Annotated in this window: 13 protein-coding genes; 6 read left to right on the top strand and 7 right to left on the bottom strand. The window is 55.2% G+C overall.

Going from position 1 to position 17,342, the window contains the following annotated elements; translation table 11 throughout:
* Window positions 1-28: 28 nt before the first annotated feature.
* A complete protein-coding gene (locus NB069_RS12065; RefSeq protein ID WP_250583845.1) occupies window positions 29-925 on the bottom strand; it encodes a LysR family transcriptional regulator in 897 nt (298 codons plus the stop codon).
* A 205-nt stretch (window positions 926-1,130) separates the two neighbouring features.
* On the opposite strand from NB069_RS12065, the gene NB069_RS12060 reads away from it, so the two are divergent.
* From NB069_RS12060 to NB069_RS22530, 4 genes are all read left to right on the top strand, one after another.
* On the top strand, window positions 1,131-2,648 hold the full coding sequence (locus NB069_RS12060) for a sulfatase (RefSeq protein ID WP_250583843.1): 1,518 nt from the start codon (window positions 1,131-1,133) through the stop codon (window positions 2,646-2,648).
* Between the two features lie 101 nt (window positions 2,649-2,749).
* Complete coding sequence (locus tag NB069_RS12055; RefSeq protein ID WP_250583841.1) at window positions 2,750-4,093, top strand: MFS transporter; 1,344 nt, start codon at window positions 2,750-2,752, stop codon at window positions 4,091-4,093.
* Window positions 4,094-4,171: 78 nt separating this feature from the next.
* On the top strand, window positions 4,172-4,549 hold the full coding sequence (locus NB069_RS12050) for a YidH family protein (protein WP_250583839.1): 378 nt from the start codon (window positions 4,172-4,174) through the stop codon (window positions 4,547-4,549).
* Between the two features lie 5 nt (window positions 4,550-4,554).
* Window positions 4,555-4,866 (top strand): DUF202 domain-containing protein, encoded by a 312-nt coding sequence (locus NB069_RS22530; RefSeq protein ID WP_350223393.1) that lies wholly within the window; start codon window positions 4,555-4,557, stop codon window positions 4,864-4,866.
* Between the two features lie 41 nt (window positions 4,867-4,907).
* Here NB069_RS22530 and azoR read toward each other — a convergent pair whose 3' ends face one another.
* Window positions 4,908-5,513, bottom strand: a complete 606-nt coding sequence (azoR, locus tag NB069_RS12045) for an FMN-dependent NADH-azoreductase (RefSeq protein ID WP_250583837.1) — start codon at window positions 5,511-5,513, stop codon at window positions 4,908-4,910.
* 203 nt (window positions 5,514-5,716) lie between these two features.
* Here azoR and hrpA point away from each other — a divergent pair, with 203 nt between their 5' ends.
* Window positions 5,717-9,619, top strand: a complete 3,903-nt coding sequence (gene hrpA / locus NB069_RS12040) for an ATP-dependent RNA helicase HrpA (RefSeq protein ID WP_250583835.1) — start codon at window positions 5,717-5,719, stop codon at window positions 9,617-9,619.
* Window positions 9,620-9,714: 95 nt separating this feature from the next.
* Here the strand turns inward: hrpA and NB069_RS12035 are convergent, their stop codons facing one another.
* The 5 genes from NB069_RS12035 to NB069_RS12015 form a co-directional block, all read right to left on the bottom strand.
* On the bottom strand, window positions 9,715-10,374 hold the full coding sequence (locus NB069_RS12035) for an O-methyltransferase (protein WP_434543585.1): 660 nt from the start codon (window positions 10,372-10,374) through the stop codon (window positions 9,715-9,717).
* A gap of 116 nt (window positions 10,375-10,490) precedes the next feature.
* A complete protein-coding gene (locus NB069_RS12030) occupies window positions 10,491-11,867 on the bottom strand; it encodes an efflux transporter outer membrane subunit (protein WP_250583833.1) in 1,377 nt (458 codons plus the stop codon).
* The gene (locus NB069_RS12025) at window positions 11,864-12,943 is read right to left on the bottom strand and encodes an HlyD family secretion protein (protein ID WP_250583831.1); all 1,080 of its coding nucleotides are present in this window, start codon (window positions 12,941-12,943) and stop codon (window positions 11,864-11,866) included. The genes NB069_RS12030 and NB069_RS12025 overlap by 4 nt, the downstream gene beginning before the upstream one ends.
* 34 nt (window positions 12,944-12,977) lie before the next feature.
* Window positions 12,978-14,630, bottom strand: a complete 1,653-nt coding sequence (locus tag NB069_RS12020; protein WP_434543584.1) for an MFS transporter — start codon at window positions 14,628-14,630, stop codon at window positions 12,978-12,980.
* Window positions 14,631-14,787: 157 nt separating this feature from the next.
* Window positions 14,788-16,110, bottom strand: a complete 1,323-nt coding sequence (locus NB069_RS12015; protein WP_250583829.1) for an MFS transporter — start codon at window positions 16,108-16,110, stop codon at window positions 14,788-14,790.
* 391 nt (window positions 16,111-16,501) lie between these two features.
* Here NB069_RS12015 and NB069_RS12010 point away from each other — a divergent pair, with 391 nt between their 5' ends.
* On the top strand, window positions 16,502-17,305 hold the full coding sequence (locus NB069_RS12010) for a YdcF family protein (RefSeq protein ID WP_250583827.1): 804 nt from the start codon (window positions 16,502-16,504) through the stop codon (window positions 17,303-17,305).
* The last annotated feature ends 37 nt before the right edge of the window (window positions 17,306-17,342 follow it).

Below are 17,342 nucleotides of genomic sequence, written 5' to 3'. Positions count from 1 at the left end.
TACTATTCATTTCTGTATCCCATAGCCCTTATAATAGTTCAGAAATTGTTTTATTCAACAACTGCATTATCTGCCTTTTACTGCCATTGTTTCTATATATCATTCCACTAGGAAATTTCAAAATGCATATCTGCAAGTTAAGTGGTTTGACTTCCTGTTTCGCAAGATCTGCTTCCAGTAAATCTGGAAGTACGATTAAAAAATTATTGCCATTAATAATTGCGAGGGCGGCTTGTAAGGACGATGTTTCAACATCATATTTTGGGCATTGTAAGTTTTCTTTACTAAACAGTTTTGTTAATACCGAATTGCCTACTGAGGAGCCAGTTAAACTGATCCACGGATAATATAACAACTCCCCAAGTTCCACTTTTGTTTTATTATGCAAGGGATGATTCTGGCCAGCAAAAACCTTAAGTTCATTCTCTCTTAAAAGATCATATATATATGTATCATTGTCATTAAGTTCAGGCTGTAACGTGCCAATGACCAGATCTAATTTTTCTTCAGCAAGCATTGCCATTGTTGTCCCATTCAGCCCGGAAACTAACGAAATTTTTAATAAAGGATGCTGTTGATGTAAGTGAGAAATTACTTTTGGCAGAATGGATCTACACCATGCTGGTCCTGCACCAATGCGAATTTCACCCACACGGCCTGTGGAGCACTCTTCGATTTGAGTTTTAGCTTGGGTACAAAGACTATCAATTTGTAGTGCGTACCGATAAAGAATATCCCCGCATTCAGTAAGTTCAATTCCATGCGCGGTTCTCTTAAAGAGCTTAACGTTTAATTCATCTTCAAGTTTTTGCACCCTCCTGCTAATTGCAGGTTGTGTTAGGTTAAGTTTATCAGCACCCTGGCGTATACTGGAGGACTGACATAAGGCCATGAATACCCTTAGAGAATCAATTTCATGAAACACGACGGTGTCCTTATAAAAATTAAGACATCGCTCATCATTGAATTTTTTTTCGCAGCATCTAAGAGTTTTTCTCCGGGAATATGATGTTTGTCACAAAATATTGTGAAAAATGTTAATTTGTTATCGCCCCATAAAAAACCATCATTTCACTATGGAAAATCATTTTGCTATAAAAAATGCAGTATAAAAATACCGGAGCCGCGAAATGAAAGCTGTGTTTATTTTGTTTGATACGTTAAATTTGGGTTCAATTGGCCCCTACAATCAGGATGGCGGTAAAACGCCCAACTTTGACCGATTAGCTAAAAATAGTCTGACATTTGATAACCACTATGTTGGAAGCTTGCCTTGCATGCCAGCACGCCGGGAGTTGCTTACCGGTCGTTATAATTTTCTTCATCGCTCGTGGGGGCCACTTGAGCCTTTTGATAATGCTTTTCCAGAGATTTTGAGTAAAGAATGTAGCGTATATTCGCATCTCGTATCAGACCATTCGCATTACTGGGAAGATGGTGGGGCAACTTATCACACCCGTTATGACAGTGTTGAAATGATTCGTGGCCAGGAGAAAGATGCCTGGAAAGGTATCGTCGATCCTTTGCCTGAGTGGGAACAAAAATATCACCCCTCACAATATGCCATTGCATTAAGACATAAACTGCGTCGTAACATTGTAAACAGGGAGTTTTATAAAGATTATGAACAATATCCTGCCGTGCAAACATTTGATAGCGGTTTAGAGTTTCTTTCCCTTAATCACAAGGCTGATAACTGGTTCCTGCAGATCGAGACTTTTGATCCTCATGAACCGTTTCAGGTACCGGATAATTTCAGAAAAGATTTCCCAACAGAGTATCGTGGCCCTACGCTCGATTGGCCAAGATATGGTGCCGTAGAGGAAACGCCAGAAGAGATTGCAGAACTCAGAGCTAATTACCGCGCAACGATTGCGCATTGTGATTATCAATTGGGAAGAGTGCTGGATTTTTTTGATGAACATAATCTATGGAAGGACACTTTACTCGTTGTTACCACAGACCATGGGTTCTTACTGGGGGAGCGTGATCTTTGGGGAAAAAATATGATGCCAGTATATAATGAAATAGCGCATATTCCCCTGTTTATTTCTCACCCTGAACATTTGAATAAGTCTGGAGGAAGGAGAAGTTCATTAACGCAGACCATCGATTTGATGCCATTTTTCCTTGATTATTTCGGCGCTTCCATTCCATCGGAAGTTCAAGGGAAATCGCTGATAGACGTTATTGAAAGTGATAAACCTGTAAGACAAGCAGGAATATATGGTTTGCATGGCGCCGCTATTAATGTCACCGATGGACGTTACACCTACTTCCGGTATCCAAAAGATATTCATGGGGGTAACCTTAATCAATACACGCTGATGCCGACGCATATTCAGGGTTTTTTTAGTATTGATGAATTAAAGGATGCTACATTGTCTGAACCCTTTAATTTTACTAAAGGTGTTAAAGTCATGAAAACACCTTCGACACCTTTATCTCCAGTTTATAATCGACAGGGGGCAGGTGTTCAGATTGATGTGCAGACACGACTTTATGATTTAGTTTCAGACCCACTGCAACAAACAAGAATCACTGATAACGAGGTCGAGAAAAAAATGGAGTCTTTTATCATTGAACTCATGAAGGAGTCCGATGCACCTAAGGAACTCTACTACCGGTTTGACTTGAGTGATGATTAATAAATCAAACGACAATGCTCTGGGGATTTTTGATTAATCTTCTCGGTCGCGTACCTTTCACAAATTTTTAATTACACGAATGTGAGTGAAGGATAGCAGATATGAATAATTCTATTGCACAGGCAAAATCTGCGGTTAAAGCAGTTAACACTGGGCGTGTGAGATATGGCATTCTGGCAATTTTGCTGCTGGTGAGCACCATAAATTATGCCGACAGGGCTACTCTGTCGATGGCTGGCACTGCAATGCAGCAGGAGTTAGGCTTTAGCGCAATTCAGTTAGGTTATCTATTTTCAGCTTTTGCATGGGCATATGCTATCGCTCAGGTTCCAAGTGGATGGCTTCTGGATCGCTTTGGTTCCAAGCTGATTTATGGATTAAGTCTGATTCTCTGGTCTGCATTTACCGTGGTGCAGGGGGCCGTTGGTTTAGTACACGCAGCAGCCGCCTTTGCCTTGCTTTTTGCTATTCGTTTTTTACTTGGCCTTGTTGAAGCCCCCGCGTTCCCTGCCAATGGTCGCATCGTCACCGCCTGGTTTCCTTCAGCTGAACGTGGAACGGCAACCGCGATCTTTAATACGGCTCAGTATCTCTCCTTAGCGGTTTTCTCTCCTGTCATGGCATGGGTGATTACTGCCTACGGGTGGGAATATGTATTTATTCTGATGGGCGGCATTGGCATCGTTCTTGGATGTTTTTGGCCAAAGCTCATTTACAGTCCTAAAAAGCATCCGCGGGTAACTGCCGCTGAGATTGAATATGTAGAAAAAGGTGGTGCACTGACCAATATGGACAGTAATGATGCCGCTCCGCCGGTCAAAGTACGCTGGCACCATGTGAAGCAATTACTCAGTAATCGCCTGTTGTTGGCTGCATATTTTTCACAGTACGCCAATACTGCACTGACCTATTTTTTTACCACCTGGTTTCCAATTTACCTCGCTCAGGGCCGAGGCATGCCGATTATGAAAGTTGGCTTTGTGGCTATCTTACCTGCGATTTGCGGTTTTCTTGGCGGCATCTGTTGTGGTTTGCTTTCCGATTTTCTGATCAGACGCGGAGCATCGTTGACCGTTGCGAGAAAAACGCCTTTCGTTCTGGGCATGACGCTGGCCTCCTCTCTGGTGTTGTGTAATTTCGTTGAAGCGGAATGGGCCGTGATCGCGATCATGACCCTGGCTTTCTATGGAAAAGGATTGGCTGCGATAGGCTGGGCAGTTGTCTCCGACTCGTGTCCAAAAGAGTTTGCTGGTTTGACTGGCGGGATCTTCAACGGTATTGGTGGTCTTGCGGGAGTGGTCATGCCAATCACAGCAGGTTATATCATCGCGATGACCGGTTCATTTGATGGCGTTCTTATCTTTGTTGCTGCGCACGCTATTTTAGCGGTCATTGCTTATCTGTTCCTGATGGGACCGATCCGCCGAATCGAACTAAAACTGTAATTGAGATACCGGCGATGCGAGCCATCGCTGGTATCTACAATAAGTACTGCTATCATCGACATATTGACAGGTTAAATTATGCGTGAACGCTGGCAATCACTCTTTAAAAAGTCAACAACACCCTGGTGGGAGGAAGGAGACCAGCCTGATTATCGATTCTCCCTGGCAAATGAGAGAACGTTTCTGGCCTGGATAAGAACCGCACTCGCACTATTGGCGGGCGCTATTGCGTTGGAACAGTTGGTTTCTCATTATAATGTGCCGGAATATTGGCGTTATCTTGCATTATCATTAACCATCTTTGGTGGGCTGACAGGACTTATCTCATGGTTACGTTGGCGAACCAATGAAATAGCGATGCGCCATTCTCGTGCGCTTAAATTGATTAAATTCATGCCATTTCTAGCATTGTATTTATTAATAATTGCTGTTTTTTTATCGTTGTTTATGTTTTAGGTCACGTGACAGGTGAGCATTTGGATAAAGGATTGCAGTATGAGAGAACGATACTCTCATGGAGAAGAACGTTTTTTTCCTGCATAGTGATGGTAAGCTATTTTGCAAAGACCGCATCTACAGATATATATTTTTATATGCCAATTGGTGTCGCGCTTTTACTAATAATTGTGGGTGTCTGCAATGATGTGTCTCAACATGATAATATTGCAACAGCGCATTATTATTGGCGGTTCAATTTAATGCTGTTATTTATTCTCTCTCTTTCTGCTGTAATTTTCCTCCGGCTGTTCCATGCATTGATTTATCAGGTATAGCGGGTAAAAAAACTCCCACCGGGCGGTGGGAGTGGGAAATCTTATGCAGCAACCAGGCTGTCGATAGCCGCTTTCGCGTCGGTCTGGGCTTTGTTCGCCACTTCCGGACCGTAAGCGATACCTTCCGCGAACACGAAGTTCACATCGGTGATGCCGATAAAGCCCAGGAACAGGGTCAGGTACGGCGCAACCAGGTCGGTTGGGGTATCTTTATGGATACCGCCACGGCTGGAGAGCACGATCGCACGTTTACCGGTCACCAGACCTTCGGGTCCTTTCTCGGTGTAGCGGAAGGTTACGCCCGCACGCGCCACCAGGTCGAAGTAGTTTTTCAGCTGCGTCGGGATGTTGAAGTTGTACATCGGCGCGTTAATCACGATCACGTCGTGGGCTTTCAGCTCGGCAATCAGCTCATCAGAGAGGGCCAGCGCTTCTTGCTGACGTGGGGTCAGTGGGGCATCGCTCGGACGTAGGGCACCAACCAGTTCGCCATCCAGGACCGGTACCGGCTGAGCGGCCAGATCGCGGACGGTGATTTCGTCACCGCTGTGCTGTTCACGCCACTGTTCAACGAAATAATCAGACAGCTGACCAGACTGAGAGTACCCTGCCAGAATACTGGATTTAAGAACTAATACTTTGCTCATGGGTGATTCCTTTGTTGTATTTGATGAGGGGGGTTGCCCCGTTGCTTGCTGACACTCTATTCACAATCCTGTCGCAGGGATAGCGCAATATATCGAAGTCTATGTTCGAAATTTTTGAATAAGGCGTAAAAACCGCCGATGTGGTACTCTATATCAATCATTAAAAAGAGATTTTATCCGGCAGTGCACTGCCCGTTAACGCTATGACAGAACAACAAAAATTAACCTTACCGATGCTTATGCAACAGCTGGACACGCTGATGCTGCGTGACAAACAGCGCTTTGCCCGCCGTCTGTACGGGGCCAGGAAGGTTAAAAATCCTGATGCACAACAGGCCATTTTCCAGGAGATGGCGAAAGAGATTGAACAGGCGGCAGGTAAGGTCGTGCTGCGCGAAGCCGCACGCCCGGCGATCACCTACCCGGAAAACCTGCCCGTCAGCCAGAAAAAGCAGGAAATTCTTGAAGCCGTGCGCGATCACCAGGTGGTGATTGTGGCGGGGGAGACCGGCTCCGGTAAAACCACCCAGCTGCCAAAAATTTGTATGGAGCTGGGGCGTGGGCTCAAGGGGCTGATCGGTCATACCCAGCCGCGTCGTCTGGCGGCGCGGACCGTGGCGAACCGTATTGCCGAAGAGCTGCAAACCGAGCCGGGGGGCTGCATCGGCTATAAGGTGCGCTTCAGCGATCACGTCAGCGACAACACCATGGTCAAGCTGATGACCGATGGGATCCTGCTGGCGGAGATCCAGCAGGACCGTCTGCTGATGCAGTATGACACCATCATCATCGATGAGGCGCATGAACGCAGCCTGAACATCGACTTCCTGCTGGGCTACCTGCGCGAACTGCTGCCGCGTCGTCCGGACCTGAAAGTCATCATCACCTCGGCGACCATCGACCCGGAACGTTTTTCGCGTCATTTTAACAATGCGCCGATTATCGAAGTGTCCGGTCGTACCTACCCGGTTGAAGTGCGCTACCGCCCGATGGTGGAAGACGCCGACGACACCGAGCGCGATCAGCTGCAGGCCATTTTCGACGCGGTGGACGAGCTGGGGAACGAAAGCCCGGGCGATATCCTTATCTTTATGAGCGGCGAGCGCGAAATCCGTGATACCGCCGACGCGCTCAGCAAGCGCGACCTGCGCCATACCGAGATCCTGCCGCTCTACGCGCGCCTCTCCAACAGCGAGCAGAACCGCGTGTTCCAGTCCCACAGCGGCCGCCGCATCGTGCTGGCGACCAACGTGGCGGAAACCTCCCTCACCGTACCGGGCATTAAGTATGTGATTGACCCCGGCACGGCGCGTATCAGCCGCTACAGCTACCGCACCAAGGTGCAGCGCCTGCCGATTGAGCCGGTGTCCCAGGCCTCCGCCAACCAGCGTAAAGGCCGCTGCGGGCGCGTCTCGGAAGGGATCTGTATCCGTCTCTATTCGGAAGACGATTTCCTGTCGCGCCCGGAGTTTACCGACCCGGAAATTCTGCGTACCAACCTGGCGTCGGTCATTCTGCAGATGACCGCCCTCGGGCTGGGTGATATCGCCGCCTTCCCGTTTGTGGAAGCGCCGGACAAACGCAATATCCAGGACGGCGTGCGCCTGCTGGAGGAGCTGGGGGCGATCACCACCGACGAGCAGGCCACCGTTTACAAGCTGACGCAAATGGGGCGCCAGCTCAGCCAGCTGCCGGTGGATCCGCGTCTGGCGCGAATGGTGCTGGAGGCGCAAAAACACGGCTGCGTGCGCGAGGCGATGATCATCACCTCGGCGCTCTCCATTCAGGATCCGCGCGAGCGTCCGATGGATAAACAGCAGGCTTCCGATGAGAAGCACCGCCGATTCCACGACAAAGAGTCCGATTTCCTCGCCTTCGTGAACCTGTGGAACTACATCGGCGAGCAGCAGAAAGCGCTGTCGTCGAACCAGTTCCGCCGCCAGTGCAAGCTGGATTTCCTTAACTACCTGCGGGTGCGCGAGTGGCAGGATATCTACACCCAGCTGCGTCAGGTGGTGAAAGAGCTGGGCATTCCGGTGAACAGCGAACCGGCGGAATACCGCGAGGTGCATATCGCACTGCTGACCGGTCTGCTGTCGCATATTGGCATGAAAGATGCCGACAAGCAGGAGTTTACCGGAGCGCGTAACGCCCGGTTCTCTATCTTCCCGGGCTCCGGCTTGTTCAAAAAGCCGCCGAAGTGGACGATGGTGGCGGAACTGGTGGAGACCAGCCGCCTGTGGGGGCGCATTGCCGCGCGCATCGATCCGGAGTGGGTCGAGCCGGTGGCGCAGCACCTGCTGAAACGCTCGTACAGTGAGCCGCACTGGGAGCGGGCGCAGGGGGCGGTGATGGCGACCGAGAAGGTCACCGTTTACGGTCTGCCGGTGGTGGCCGCGCGTAAGGTCAACTACAGCCAGATCGATCCGGCCCTTTCGCGAGAGCTGTTTATCCGGCATGCGCTGGTGGAAGGCGACTGGCAGACCCGTCACGCCTTCTTCCGGGAAAACCTCAAGCTGCGCAGCGAAGTGGAAGAGCTGGAGCACAAAACCCGCCGTCGCGATATCCTGGTGGATGACGAGACGCTGTTCGAGTTTTACGACCAGCGCATCAGCCACGACGTGATCTCTGCCCGCCACTTTGACAGCTGGTGGAAAAAGGTCAGCCGCGAGACCCCGGATCTGCTCAACTTTGAAAAGAGCATGCTGATTAAAGAGGGGGCGGAGCAGGTCAGCAAGCTGGATTACCCGAACTTCTGGCATCAGGGCAATCTCAAGCTGCGCCTGAGCTACCAGTTTGAGCCGGGCACCGACGCCGATGGCGTGACCGTTCACATCCCGCTGCCGCTGCTTAACCAGGTGGAGGAGAGCGGTTTTGAGTGGCAAATTCCAGGCCTGCGCCGCGAGCTGGTTATCGCCCTGATTAAGTCCCTGCCGAAACCGGTGCGTCGCAACTTTGTGCCTGCGCCGAACTACGCCGAGGCATTTCTGGGGCGGGCCACGCCGCTGGAGCTGCCGCTGCTGGATTCGCTGGAGCGCGAGCTGCGTCGCATGACGGGCGTCACCATCGACCGGGAAGACTGGCACTGGGATCAGGTGCCCGATCACCTGAAAATCAGCTTCCGGGTCGTGGATGACAAAAACAAAAAGCTACAGGAAGGCCGTTCCCTGAGCGAGCTGAAAGAGGCGTTGAAAGGCAAAGTGCAGGAGACCTTGTCTGCCGTGGCCGACGATGGCATCGAGCAGAGCGGGCTGCATATCTGGAGCTTCGGTCAGCTGCCGGAAAGCTACGAGCAGAAGCGCGGCAACTACAAGGTGAAAGCCTGGCCAGCGCTGGTGGACGAGCGCGACAGCGTGGCGATCAAGCTGTTTGATAATCCGCAGGAGCAGCAGCAGGCGATGTGGCGCGGGCTGCGCCGTTTACTGCTGTTAAACATCCCGTCGCCGATCAAGTATCTGCACGAGAAGCTGCCGAACAAAGCCAAGCTGGGACTCTACTTTAACCCGTACGGCAAGGTGCTGGATCTGATCGACGACTGCATCTCCTGCGGTGTGGATCAGCTGATCCATGCCGCGGGCGGCCCGGTATGGACGGAAGAGGGCTTTGCGAAGCTGCACGAGAAGGTGCGCGCCGAACTCAACGAGACGGTGGTTAACATTGCGAAGCAGGTCGAACAGATCCTCACCGCGGTGTTCAATATCAACAAACGTCTGAAAGGGCGGGTGGACATGACCATGGCGCTGGGGCTGTCGGACGTGAAAGCCCAGATGGCGGGGCTGGTCTATCGCGGGTTTGTCACCGGCAACGGTTACAAACGGCTGGGGGATACGCTGCGTTACCTGCAGGCGATTGAAAAGCGTCTGGAGAAGATGGCCATCGACCCGCACCGCGACCGGGCGCAGATGCTGAAGGTGGAAGCGGTGCAGCAGCGCTGGCAGCAGTGGCTGAATAAGCTCCCGCCAGCCCGCCGCGATGACGAAGACGTGCAGGAGATCCGCTGGATGATCGAAGAGCTGCGCGTCAGCTTCTTTGCCCAGCAGCTGGGGACGCCGTACCCGATATCCGATAAGCGTATTTTGCAGGCGATGGAGCAGATCTCAGCGTAAAACCGCCGGGCGGCGCATGCGCTTGCCCGGCCTACGGTTTTCTCCCTCTCCCCGTGGGAGAGGGCCGGGGTGAGGGCATCAGCGCGCACAATGCCTTAATCGTTCACCATCGCCAGCGTAAACCCATCCCACCCCTTAACCCCCACCGTCTGCAACGCGGTGGCGGTGAGTCGCGGGTTGTCTCCGATCATCTCGATAAACCGTCGCACGCCGTGCACCCGGGCGTCGTCGCTCTGACCATTCACCACTTCGCCGTCGCGCACCACATTGTCGCCGATGATCAATGTCCCCGGACGGGAATAATGCAGCGCCCACTCCAGATAGCCCGGGTTGTTGGGTTTGTCGGCATCGATAAAAATCAGATCAAAAGGTGGGATGCTGTCGAAGCGCTCAAGTGAGCGCAGCGCCGGACCTTCAATCAGCTCGATGCGCTGATCCAGCCCCGCCAGATGAATATTCTGCCGCGCAACGGCCGCATGGTTTGGGTCAGCTTCCAGGGTGATTAGCTTGCCATCCGCGGGCAGGGCGCGTGCCATCCAGATGCTGCTGTAGGCCCCCAGGGTGCCAATCTCCAGAATGCGCCTCGCCTGGGTCATACGCACGAACAGCGCCAGCAGTTGCCCCTGATTGGCGGCCACATCGTGAGCCGGTAACCCCGCACGCTGGTTATTCTCCAGAACCTTTTGCAGCACCTCATCCTGAGGAATAAGCTCGGAAATCATGTAATTATCTACGGCAGACCACTGTTGTTGCATAGATTGACCCCTTATTGTGAGAGCATTGCCCGGCGGCGCTACGCTTGCACGGGCCTACATTTGTTTGCTCCCTCTCCCTGTGGGAGAGGGCATCAGGCCGCACAGAGCCCGGTATTTTATGCCGACCACCCGCCGCCCAGCGCCTTATACAGATCGATCTGCGCCAGCAGCAGGTTATTTTTCGCCTGCACCACGCTGGTCTGCACCGAAAACAGCGTGCGCTGGGCGTCCAGCACGTCCAGATAAGATGAATAGCCGTTGCGATAGCGGTTCCGGGCGATGCGCAATGTCTCCTGAGCGACTTCCTGCTGCGCCAGCAGCTCGGAGAGCTGCTCGCCGTAGCGGGTGATGGCATCCAGGCTGTCGTTCACCTCTTTAAAGGCATTACGCACCGTTTTTTCATAGCTGTACAGCGCCTGGTTGCGCTGGGACTGGGAAACGTCCACCTGCGCGTTCAGCGCCTGGCGGTTCAGCAGCGGCGCCAGAATACTGCCGCCAACGCTCCACAGTTCCAGCGGGTTATCCAGCAGGCCGGGCAGGGTGCGATCCTGAATCGATCCCGTCGCCGTGAGGTTGATCGACGGCAGCAGGCTGGCGCGGGAGGCGGCAAGCGTGGCATCCGCCGCAATGAGCTGGCGTTCCGCCTGCACAATATCAGGACGACGATTAAGTAATGATGACGGCAGCTGCGACGGAATACGCAGCGGCGTCAGGGCATCGAAATCGACGCTGCGGGCAACGGACCCCGGGTTGCTGCCCAGCAGCAGGCTGAGGGCATTCTCCTGGCGGGCAATCTGGTTCTGCACCTGGGGGATCTGCGCCCGGGTCGAGCGCAGCTCCGAGTCGGACTGCATGAGCTCAAGGCGCGAGCTGTAACCGGTCTGATACTGCCGCTGCGCCAGGTTAAACGCCTCCTCCCGCGCCTTCAGGGTCGACTGCGTGACCTTAAGCTGCTCGTCCAGCGCCAGCAGGGTGACATAACCGGAGGCCACCGAGGAGGCCACGGTCAGATCCGCGGCCGCGGCGGCCGCCTTTTGCGCCTCGAGGGTGGCCTCGGCGGCATCGCTGGTACGGCGGTTAACGCCCCAGATATCCACGTCATAGCTGGCGGTCAGACTGCCTCTGTACAGCGCGCCGTAGACCGGCAAACCGGTGGCCGCCGACTGGGAGCGGGCACGACCCGCGTTCAGTTCGGCATCCAGGCTCGGAAACAGGCTGCTGTCGGCGGCATACACCCGGGCCTGATACTCGTTGATCCGCTCCCGGGCGATCAGCACGTCGCTGTTGTTGCGCAGGGCCTGGTCAACGTAGTGGTTTAGCTGGCTGTCATGAAAATTGCGCCACCACTGCTGTTCTGCCGGGCTGGCAGGCCCCGTCGCGGCGCGCCACTGGGCGGGGATCTGCAAGGTCGGTTTTGCCGGGGCGACATCCACCGACTGGCAGCCGCTCAGGGCGGCGGCGACCATCAGGGCAACAAGCGGGCGGCGGATCATTTCGCCTCCCGGGTATCAATCGTCACCTGCACCGACATCCCCGGACGCAGCAGGGCCGACTCTTCCGGCTTGCCGAGTACCTCAATGCGCACCGGAATGCGCTGGGCAATCTTCACGAAGTTACCCGTGGCGTTATCCGGCGTAATGGCGCTGAACTCCACCCCGGTGGCCGGGGAGATGCTCTGCACCCGGCCTTCGTAGGCTTTATCATTCAGGGCATCGACGGTGAATTTCACCGGCTGGCCGACGCGCAGGTTCGCCAGCTGGGTCTCTTTGATATTGGCGATCACCCAGTGCTGCGGCGGCACCAGGGTGGTGAGATGGGTTCCGGCGGTCACATAGGCACCCAGGCGCACGGCAATCTGCCCGAGCTGGCCGTCGCGCGGGGCGACGATGCGGGTGTTTTGCAGGTCGATTTGCGCCAGCTCCAGCGCCGCCTTCGCGTTTTCGACGTCGGCCTCCAGCGCGGCGCGGTTAACAATGGCGGTTTGCAGATCCTGGCGCGACATCTCCAGCGTGGCCTTTGCCTGGTCGATGTCCGCGCTGCCCTGGGCGGCGCTCGCCAGCGCAGCATCCCGCTCGCGAATCGACAGCGAGCCGTCGGCGGTGAGATCCTTCACCCGCCTGAGGTCGGCCTGGGTCTTCTGGTTCTGGGCCCGGGCGTTTTTCAGCGCCGCATCGTTACGCTGGATCACCGCTTCGGCACTTTTACGCTGCTGCAAATTGTTATTCAGGGCGGCTATCTTCATTGCCAGCTGGGCCTCGGCCTGATGCACGCGCTGGCGGTAGATGCGGTCGTCAATCTGCAACAGCAGGTCGCCCTTTTTGACCTGCACAAAATCCTGCACCTTCACCTCGGTGATGTAGCCGTTCACCTGGGGGCTGATAAAGGTGGTCTGGCCCCGCACGTAGGCGTTATCGGTGAACTGCGCGTGGCGGGTAAAGGGCGGTAGCTGCCAGGCGTAGAGGATCACCAGCACGCCGACGATGCCGATGGCGGCCGCGGCGAACACTGACACCACGCGTAAATTATTCCGGGTATTGGCCTGCTCTTTAGCGGCATCCTGCTGACTCATAACTTCTCCAGAAACATCATTAATTTTTCATCCATTATTGACTGCCGGTGGCCTTTTTCAGCGCCAGACGGGCAGTGATGCGCAGGCGCAGCAACCGCCATAAAATCCAGACCAGCGTGGCGGTGGCAATGCCAGCCGTCAGAAGATAAGTATCGTTGTAAGCCAAAATATTTGCCTCCAGCGTACTGGCGTTCTGGAGTTGCAGCGTGGACTGAACGCTGACCAGGGCGTCGTCGCCAATCAGGCTGCGGTACATCTGGCTGTAAATCTGCAGGCGCTCGTTCACCAGCGGATTGAGGCTGGTGAGCTGTTCCGCCAGCAGGCTGGAGTGGTACTTCTCCCGCCAGGTCTGGAAGGTGCCGAGAATGGCCGAACCCAGCAGCCCGCCGATATTCTGGCTCATGCCGAACAGCACCGAAAAGCTGACCAGGTTGCGCGGATCGGCGATCACCCCGCCAATCCCGGCCAGCATCGCCGGGGCGAGGAAGAAGGCGCTGCCAAACCCGAGCAGGAACTGGCTCAGCATCAGCTGATCCGGACGGGTGAGGCTGTTGGACTGGCTGTCGAGCAGGGAGGCGATAATCATCAGAACCAGCGAGGTGACGATCGGCCAGGCGAGCTTTGTGGGTTTGATGGTCAGGCAGCTGGCGGCGATGCCGCAGGCGATCCCGGCAAAAATCGACCACGCCAGATGGGTCATCTGCTCGTTTTGCAGCCCGACGTACTGCAGCCAGCCGATCACCCCGGTGTTCTGCTCCGCCAGCACGATGCGGATCAGCAGCATAATCAGTCCCAGGCGCAGGATACTGCCGCTGGAGAGCCAGCGCGTATTCAGCAGCGGGTTACTGCGGTTATGCTCAAAAACGATGGCTGAGACAATCAGCACCAGCGAACCCGCCAGCGCCCAGCCGATCCACGGCGCTTCAAACCACCAGTCGAGTCGCCCAAGGGAGAGCACCGCGCACAGCAGCGCCATGCCCGGCGCCAGCAGAATAAAGGTAATGAAATCCTTCTTCTCGAATACCTTGCGCCGGTCGCCCGGCGGCAGCTTGAGGGCGATCACGCAGCCCAGCGAGATGAGCGCCAGACCGAGCTCAAAGAGATACAGCCCGCGCCACTCGTCCAGCTGTAACAGTTCGGTAGAGAACAGCCGCGCAATGGGGATCGCCAGCGACGAGCCGGTGATGCCGATGGTCAGGGCTTTGAGGCGGTGTTTCGCCGGCCAGGCCTGGATCTGATAGTAGATCCCAAGCGAGCTGAGCGCCGCAGCCACCATGCCGTGGGCGGCGCGCACCATCAGGGCCGAGCTGAGATCGTTGACGAAGAGGTGGAAAAAGGTCACCAGCACATACAGCACCAGGAACCCTTCCGTGAAGGCGCGCAGGCCAAACTGCTGGCGAAACTTCACCAGCAGCAGGTTGATCGACACGTTGGTCATCACGTATACCGCCGGGAGCCAGGCGATTTCGGTGGACCAGGCGGCAAAGGTGCCCTGCAAATTTTGCAGGTTGGCGGCAACCATCGCATTGCCCAGCGCGCCGGTCAGGCAGACCAGTAATCCCACCACGCCATAGGCGATTCGCTTCGGGGTGCTGTGCACCGGCGTGGACGGGGAGCCTAACAGCATCGGCTTTTCGTGAGGCTGCCACTCGCGAGGAGCATAGGGGTCGCGTTGGGGCAGGCGCATAGCGGCAAGTACCTGTAATAAGAGTGAATAGTTAGTGGGCTAATGATTCTACGTCTGACGCAATGTCTGTTTCAAGTGAATATGATAACGGCGGGTTAAGCAAATGTGAGAGGGAAGTTCAGAAAAAAAGCGGCCAGAAGGGCTGGCCGCGTGAGGATCAGAGTTCGTTTGTCCGGGCGTTAATCACCGGGGCGCGCTTTACCCGGCTGGCGCAGAAGATGGCAACCAGCGAGATGGTCACGGTCACCGCCAGATACCAGGCCACCGGCACCCAGTCGCCGTTATATTTCGCCAGCAGGCCGGTGGCAATCAGCGGAGCGGTACCGCCCGCCAGCGCGGCACCCAACTGATAGCCGAGGGTGATGCCGGTATAGCGCACGTTTGCGGAGAAAATTTCGGAGCAGAGCGTACCCAGCACCGCGGTCACCGGCGCCCACAGCACCCCGAAAGCGATCACCGTCGCCAGCACGATGCCCCAGGTGGTGCCGGTATTGAGCAGCATAAACCACGGCACGATAAACAGGCCGAGGACAAAGACGCTGACGGCGTACATCCGCTGGCGACCGACCTTATCCGACAGCAGCCCCATCAGCGGGATCATGATGGTGGCAACCAGCGCCCCGAGGGTAACCGCCTCCAGCGCCTGCGACTTCTGGTAGCTGAGTGTAGTGGTGGCGTAGCTCACCACAAAGGTAGAGAAGATATAGAACGGCGCGGTCTCAACCACCTTCAGCCCGGCGGCGATCAGCACTTCGCGCCAGTGGTATTTCAGGGTGTCGCGCAGGGGGGCTTTGGCCACCTTACCGCTCGATTTTACCTTTTTAAACTCCGGCGTTTCGTCGATATCCTTGCGGATCCACAGCCCCAGCAGCACCAGCACCGAGCTCAGCAGGAACGGAATGCGCCAGCCCCAGGAGAGAAAATCCTCTTCGCTGAACAGCGTCATCAGCGAGACGATAAAGGTGGCCATCAGCATGCCGATGGTGACCCCCGCCTGCGGAATGCTGCCAAAGAAGCCTTTACGCTTTTCAGGGGCATATTCATAGGCCAGCAGCAGGGCGCCGCCCCATTCGCCGCCGATCCCCATCCCCTGAATAATGCGCATCAGGATCAGCAGGGCCGGGGCCCAGAGGCCAATCTGCTCATAGGTGGGTAACAGCCCAATCATCACGGTTGCACCCCCCATCAGCGACAGGGTCAACACCAGCGTTTTTTTGCGCCCAATACGATCCCCGATGTGGGCGAACAACACGCCACCAATGGGGCGGATAAAAAAGGTTAGTGAGAACGAAAGATAGGACAAAATCAGGCCGATAACCGGGTCGACCATCGGGAAGAAGATCTTATTGAAGACCAGCGCGGCGGCCGTGCCGTAGAGAAAATAGTCAAACCATTCAATGGCGCTGCCGGTGAGGCTGGCGACCAGCACCTTCTTATTTTTACGTAAAACTGCGGCACTGCTTTCGTGTTGTTGTGTCATAACCGTGATCCCGCCCAGTGGATGATGAAGCGGGTGACACCCGGCGCGCTTCGGGTGCAACCCGATAAAGGAAAAAGGTTGTCGAATTGTTAAGCAACTTAGGGAGGGCTGTTACTTTTGGCAAGCGGCGACATGTCAAAACTGGTCAGATCACGGTGAAATAAGCAGCTATCGATGCTCCTTGTTGCGAGATATATGGTGCTTAATTTTTTTATCAGCGTAACTTGCAGCATATGATGCAGGTGCAACCGGCTGATTTTTGGACGTTTCTTGTTATTTCAGTTTAATGACTATTCTTATAGGGTAACCCCCGATTTTGCTTTCAGAGTGATCCCCTGTTAAGCAACGGCCCGCGCGTTACCCTGAACGTAATTGCTGGAAGGAGGTAACGATGAGTCTCACAATCTTCCCATCCCTGCCGGACAAAACCCTGGCCGCGGTGAATACCGTTGGCCGCTGGCTTGCCGAAGATAACCTGCCTTACAACCCGCCCGCGCTCCAGGCCGACCTGGTGGTGCTGGCCGGTAACGCGGTGATCCCCGCCATCGACGCGGCCTGTCGTCTGGCGTCGGAGCTTGCCGTGCCCTTGCTGATCAGCGGCGGGATAGGCCATTCCACCACCTTTTTATACGCCGCCATTGCGCGACATCCGCGCTACAACAAAGTGCGCACCACCGGCAAAGCCGAAGCCACTATTCTGGCGGAGATCGCCCGGGCGTTCTGGCACATTCCGCCCGAGCGCCTGCTGGTGGAAGACCAGTCCACCAACTGCGGTGAAAATGCCCGATTCAGCGCGGCGATGATCCAGCATCACCATCTGCCGGTGAAGCGCGGGATTGTGGTGCAGGACCCGACCATGCAGCGCCGCACCATGGCGACGTTTGCCCGCGTCTACCGCGATAAGCCCGATGCGCCGCAATGGTCCAGCCACCCGGGGATAGTGCCTGAGCTGCAAAACAGCGATGACGGCCTGGTGTTCCGCGGCGGCGGCGAGGGGCTGTGGCCCGTGGAGCGTTATCTGTCGCTGGTGCTGGGTGAGCTCCCGCGCCTGCGGGATGACATCAACGGCTATGGCCCGCTTGGCCGGGATTTTATCGTCCATGTGGATATTCCTGCCGACGTAGAGGCCGCCTGGCAGATCCTGCGTAACGACGCCGTCCTCACCGAGGCGCTATCCAGTCGCGCCCTGCTGTAACGCTCTGCCCGTTTGCGATAAGTTTCACGCAAACGGG

Source organism: Leclercia adecarboxylata, from assembly GCF_023639785.1.
Lineage (GTDB): Bacteria > Pseudomonadota > Gammaproteobacteria > Enterobacterales > Enterobacteriaceae > Enterobacter > Enterobacter adecarboxylatus_D.
The sequence above is the reverse complement of the archived record's forward strand: the minus strand, read 5'-3'. Positions and strand labels throughout refer to the sequence as shown.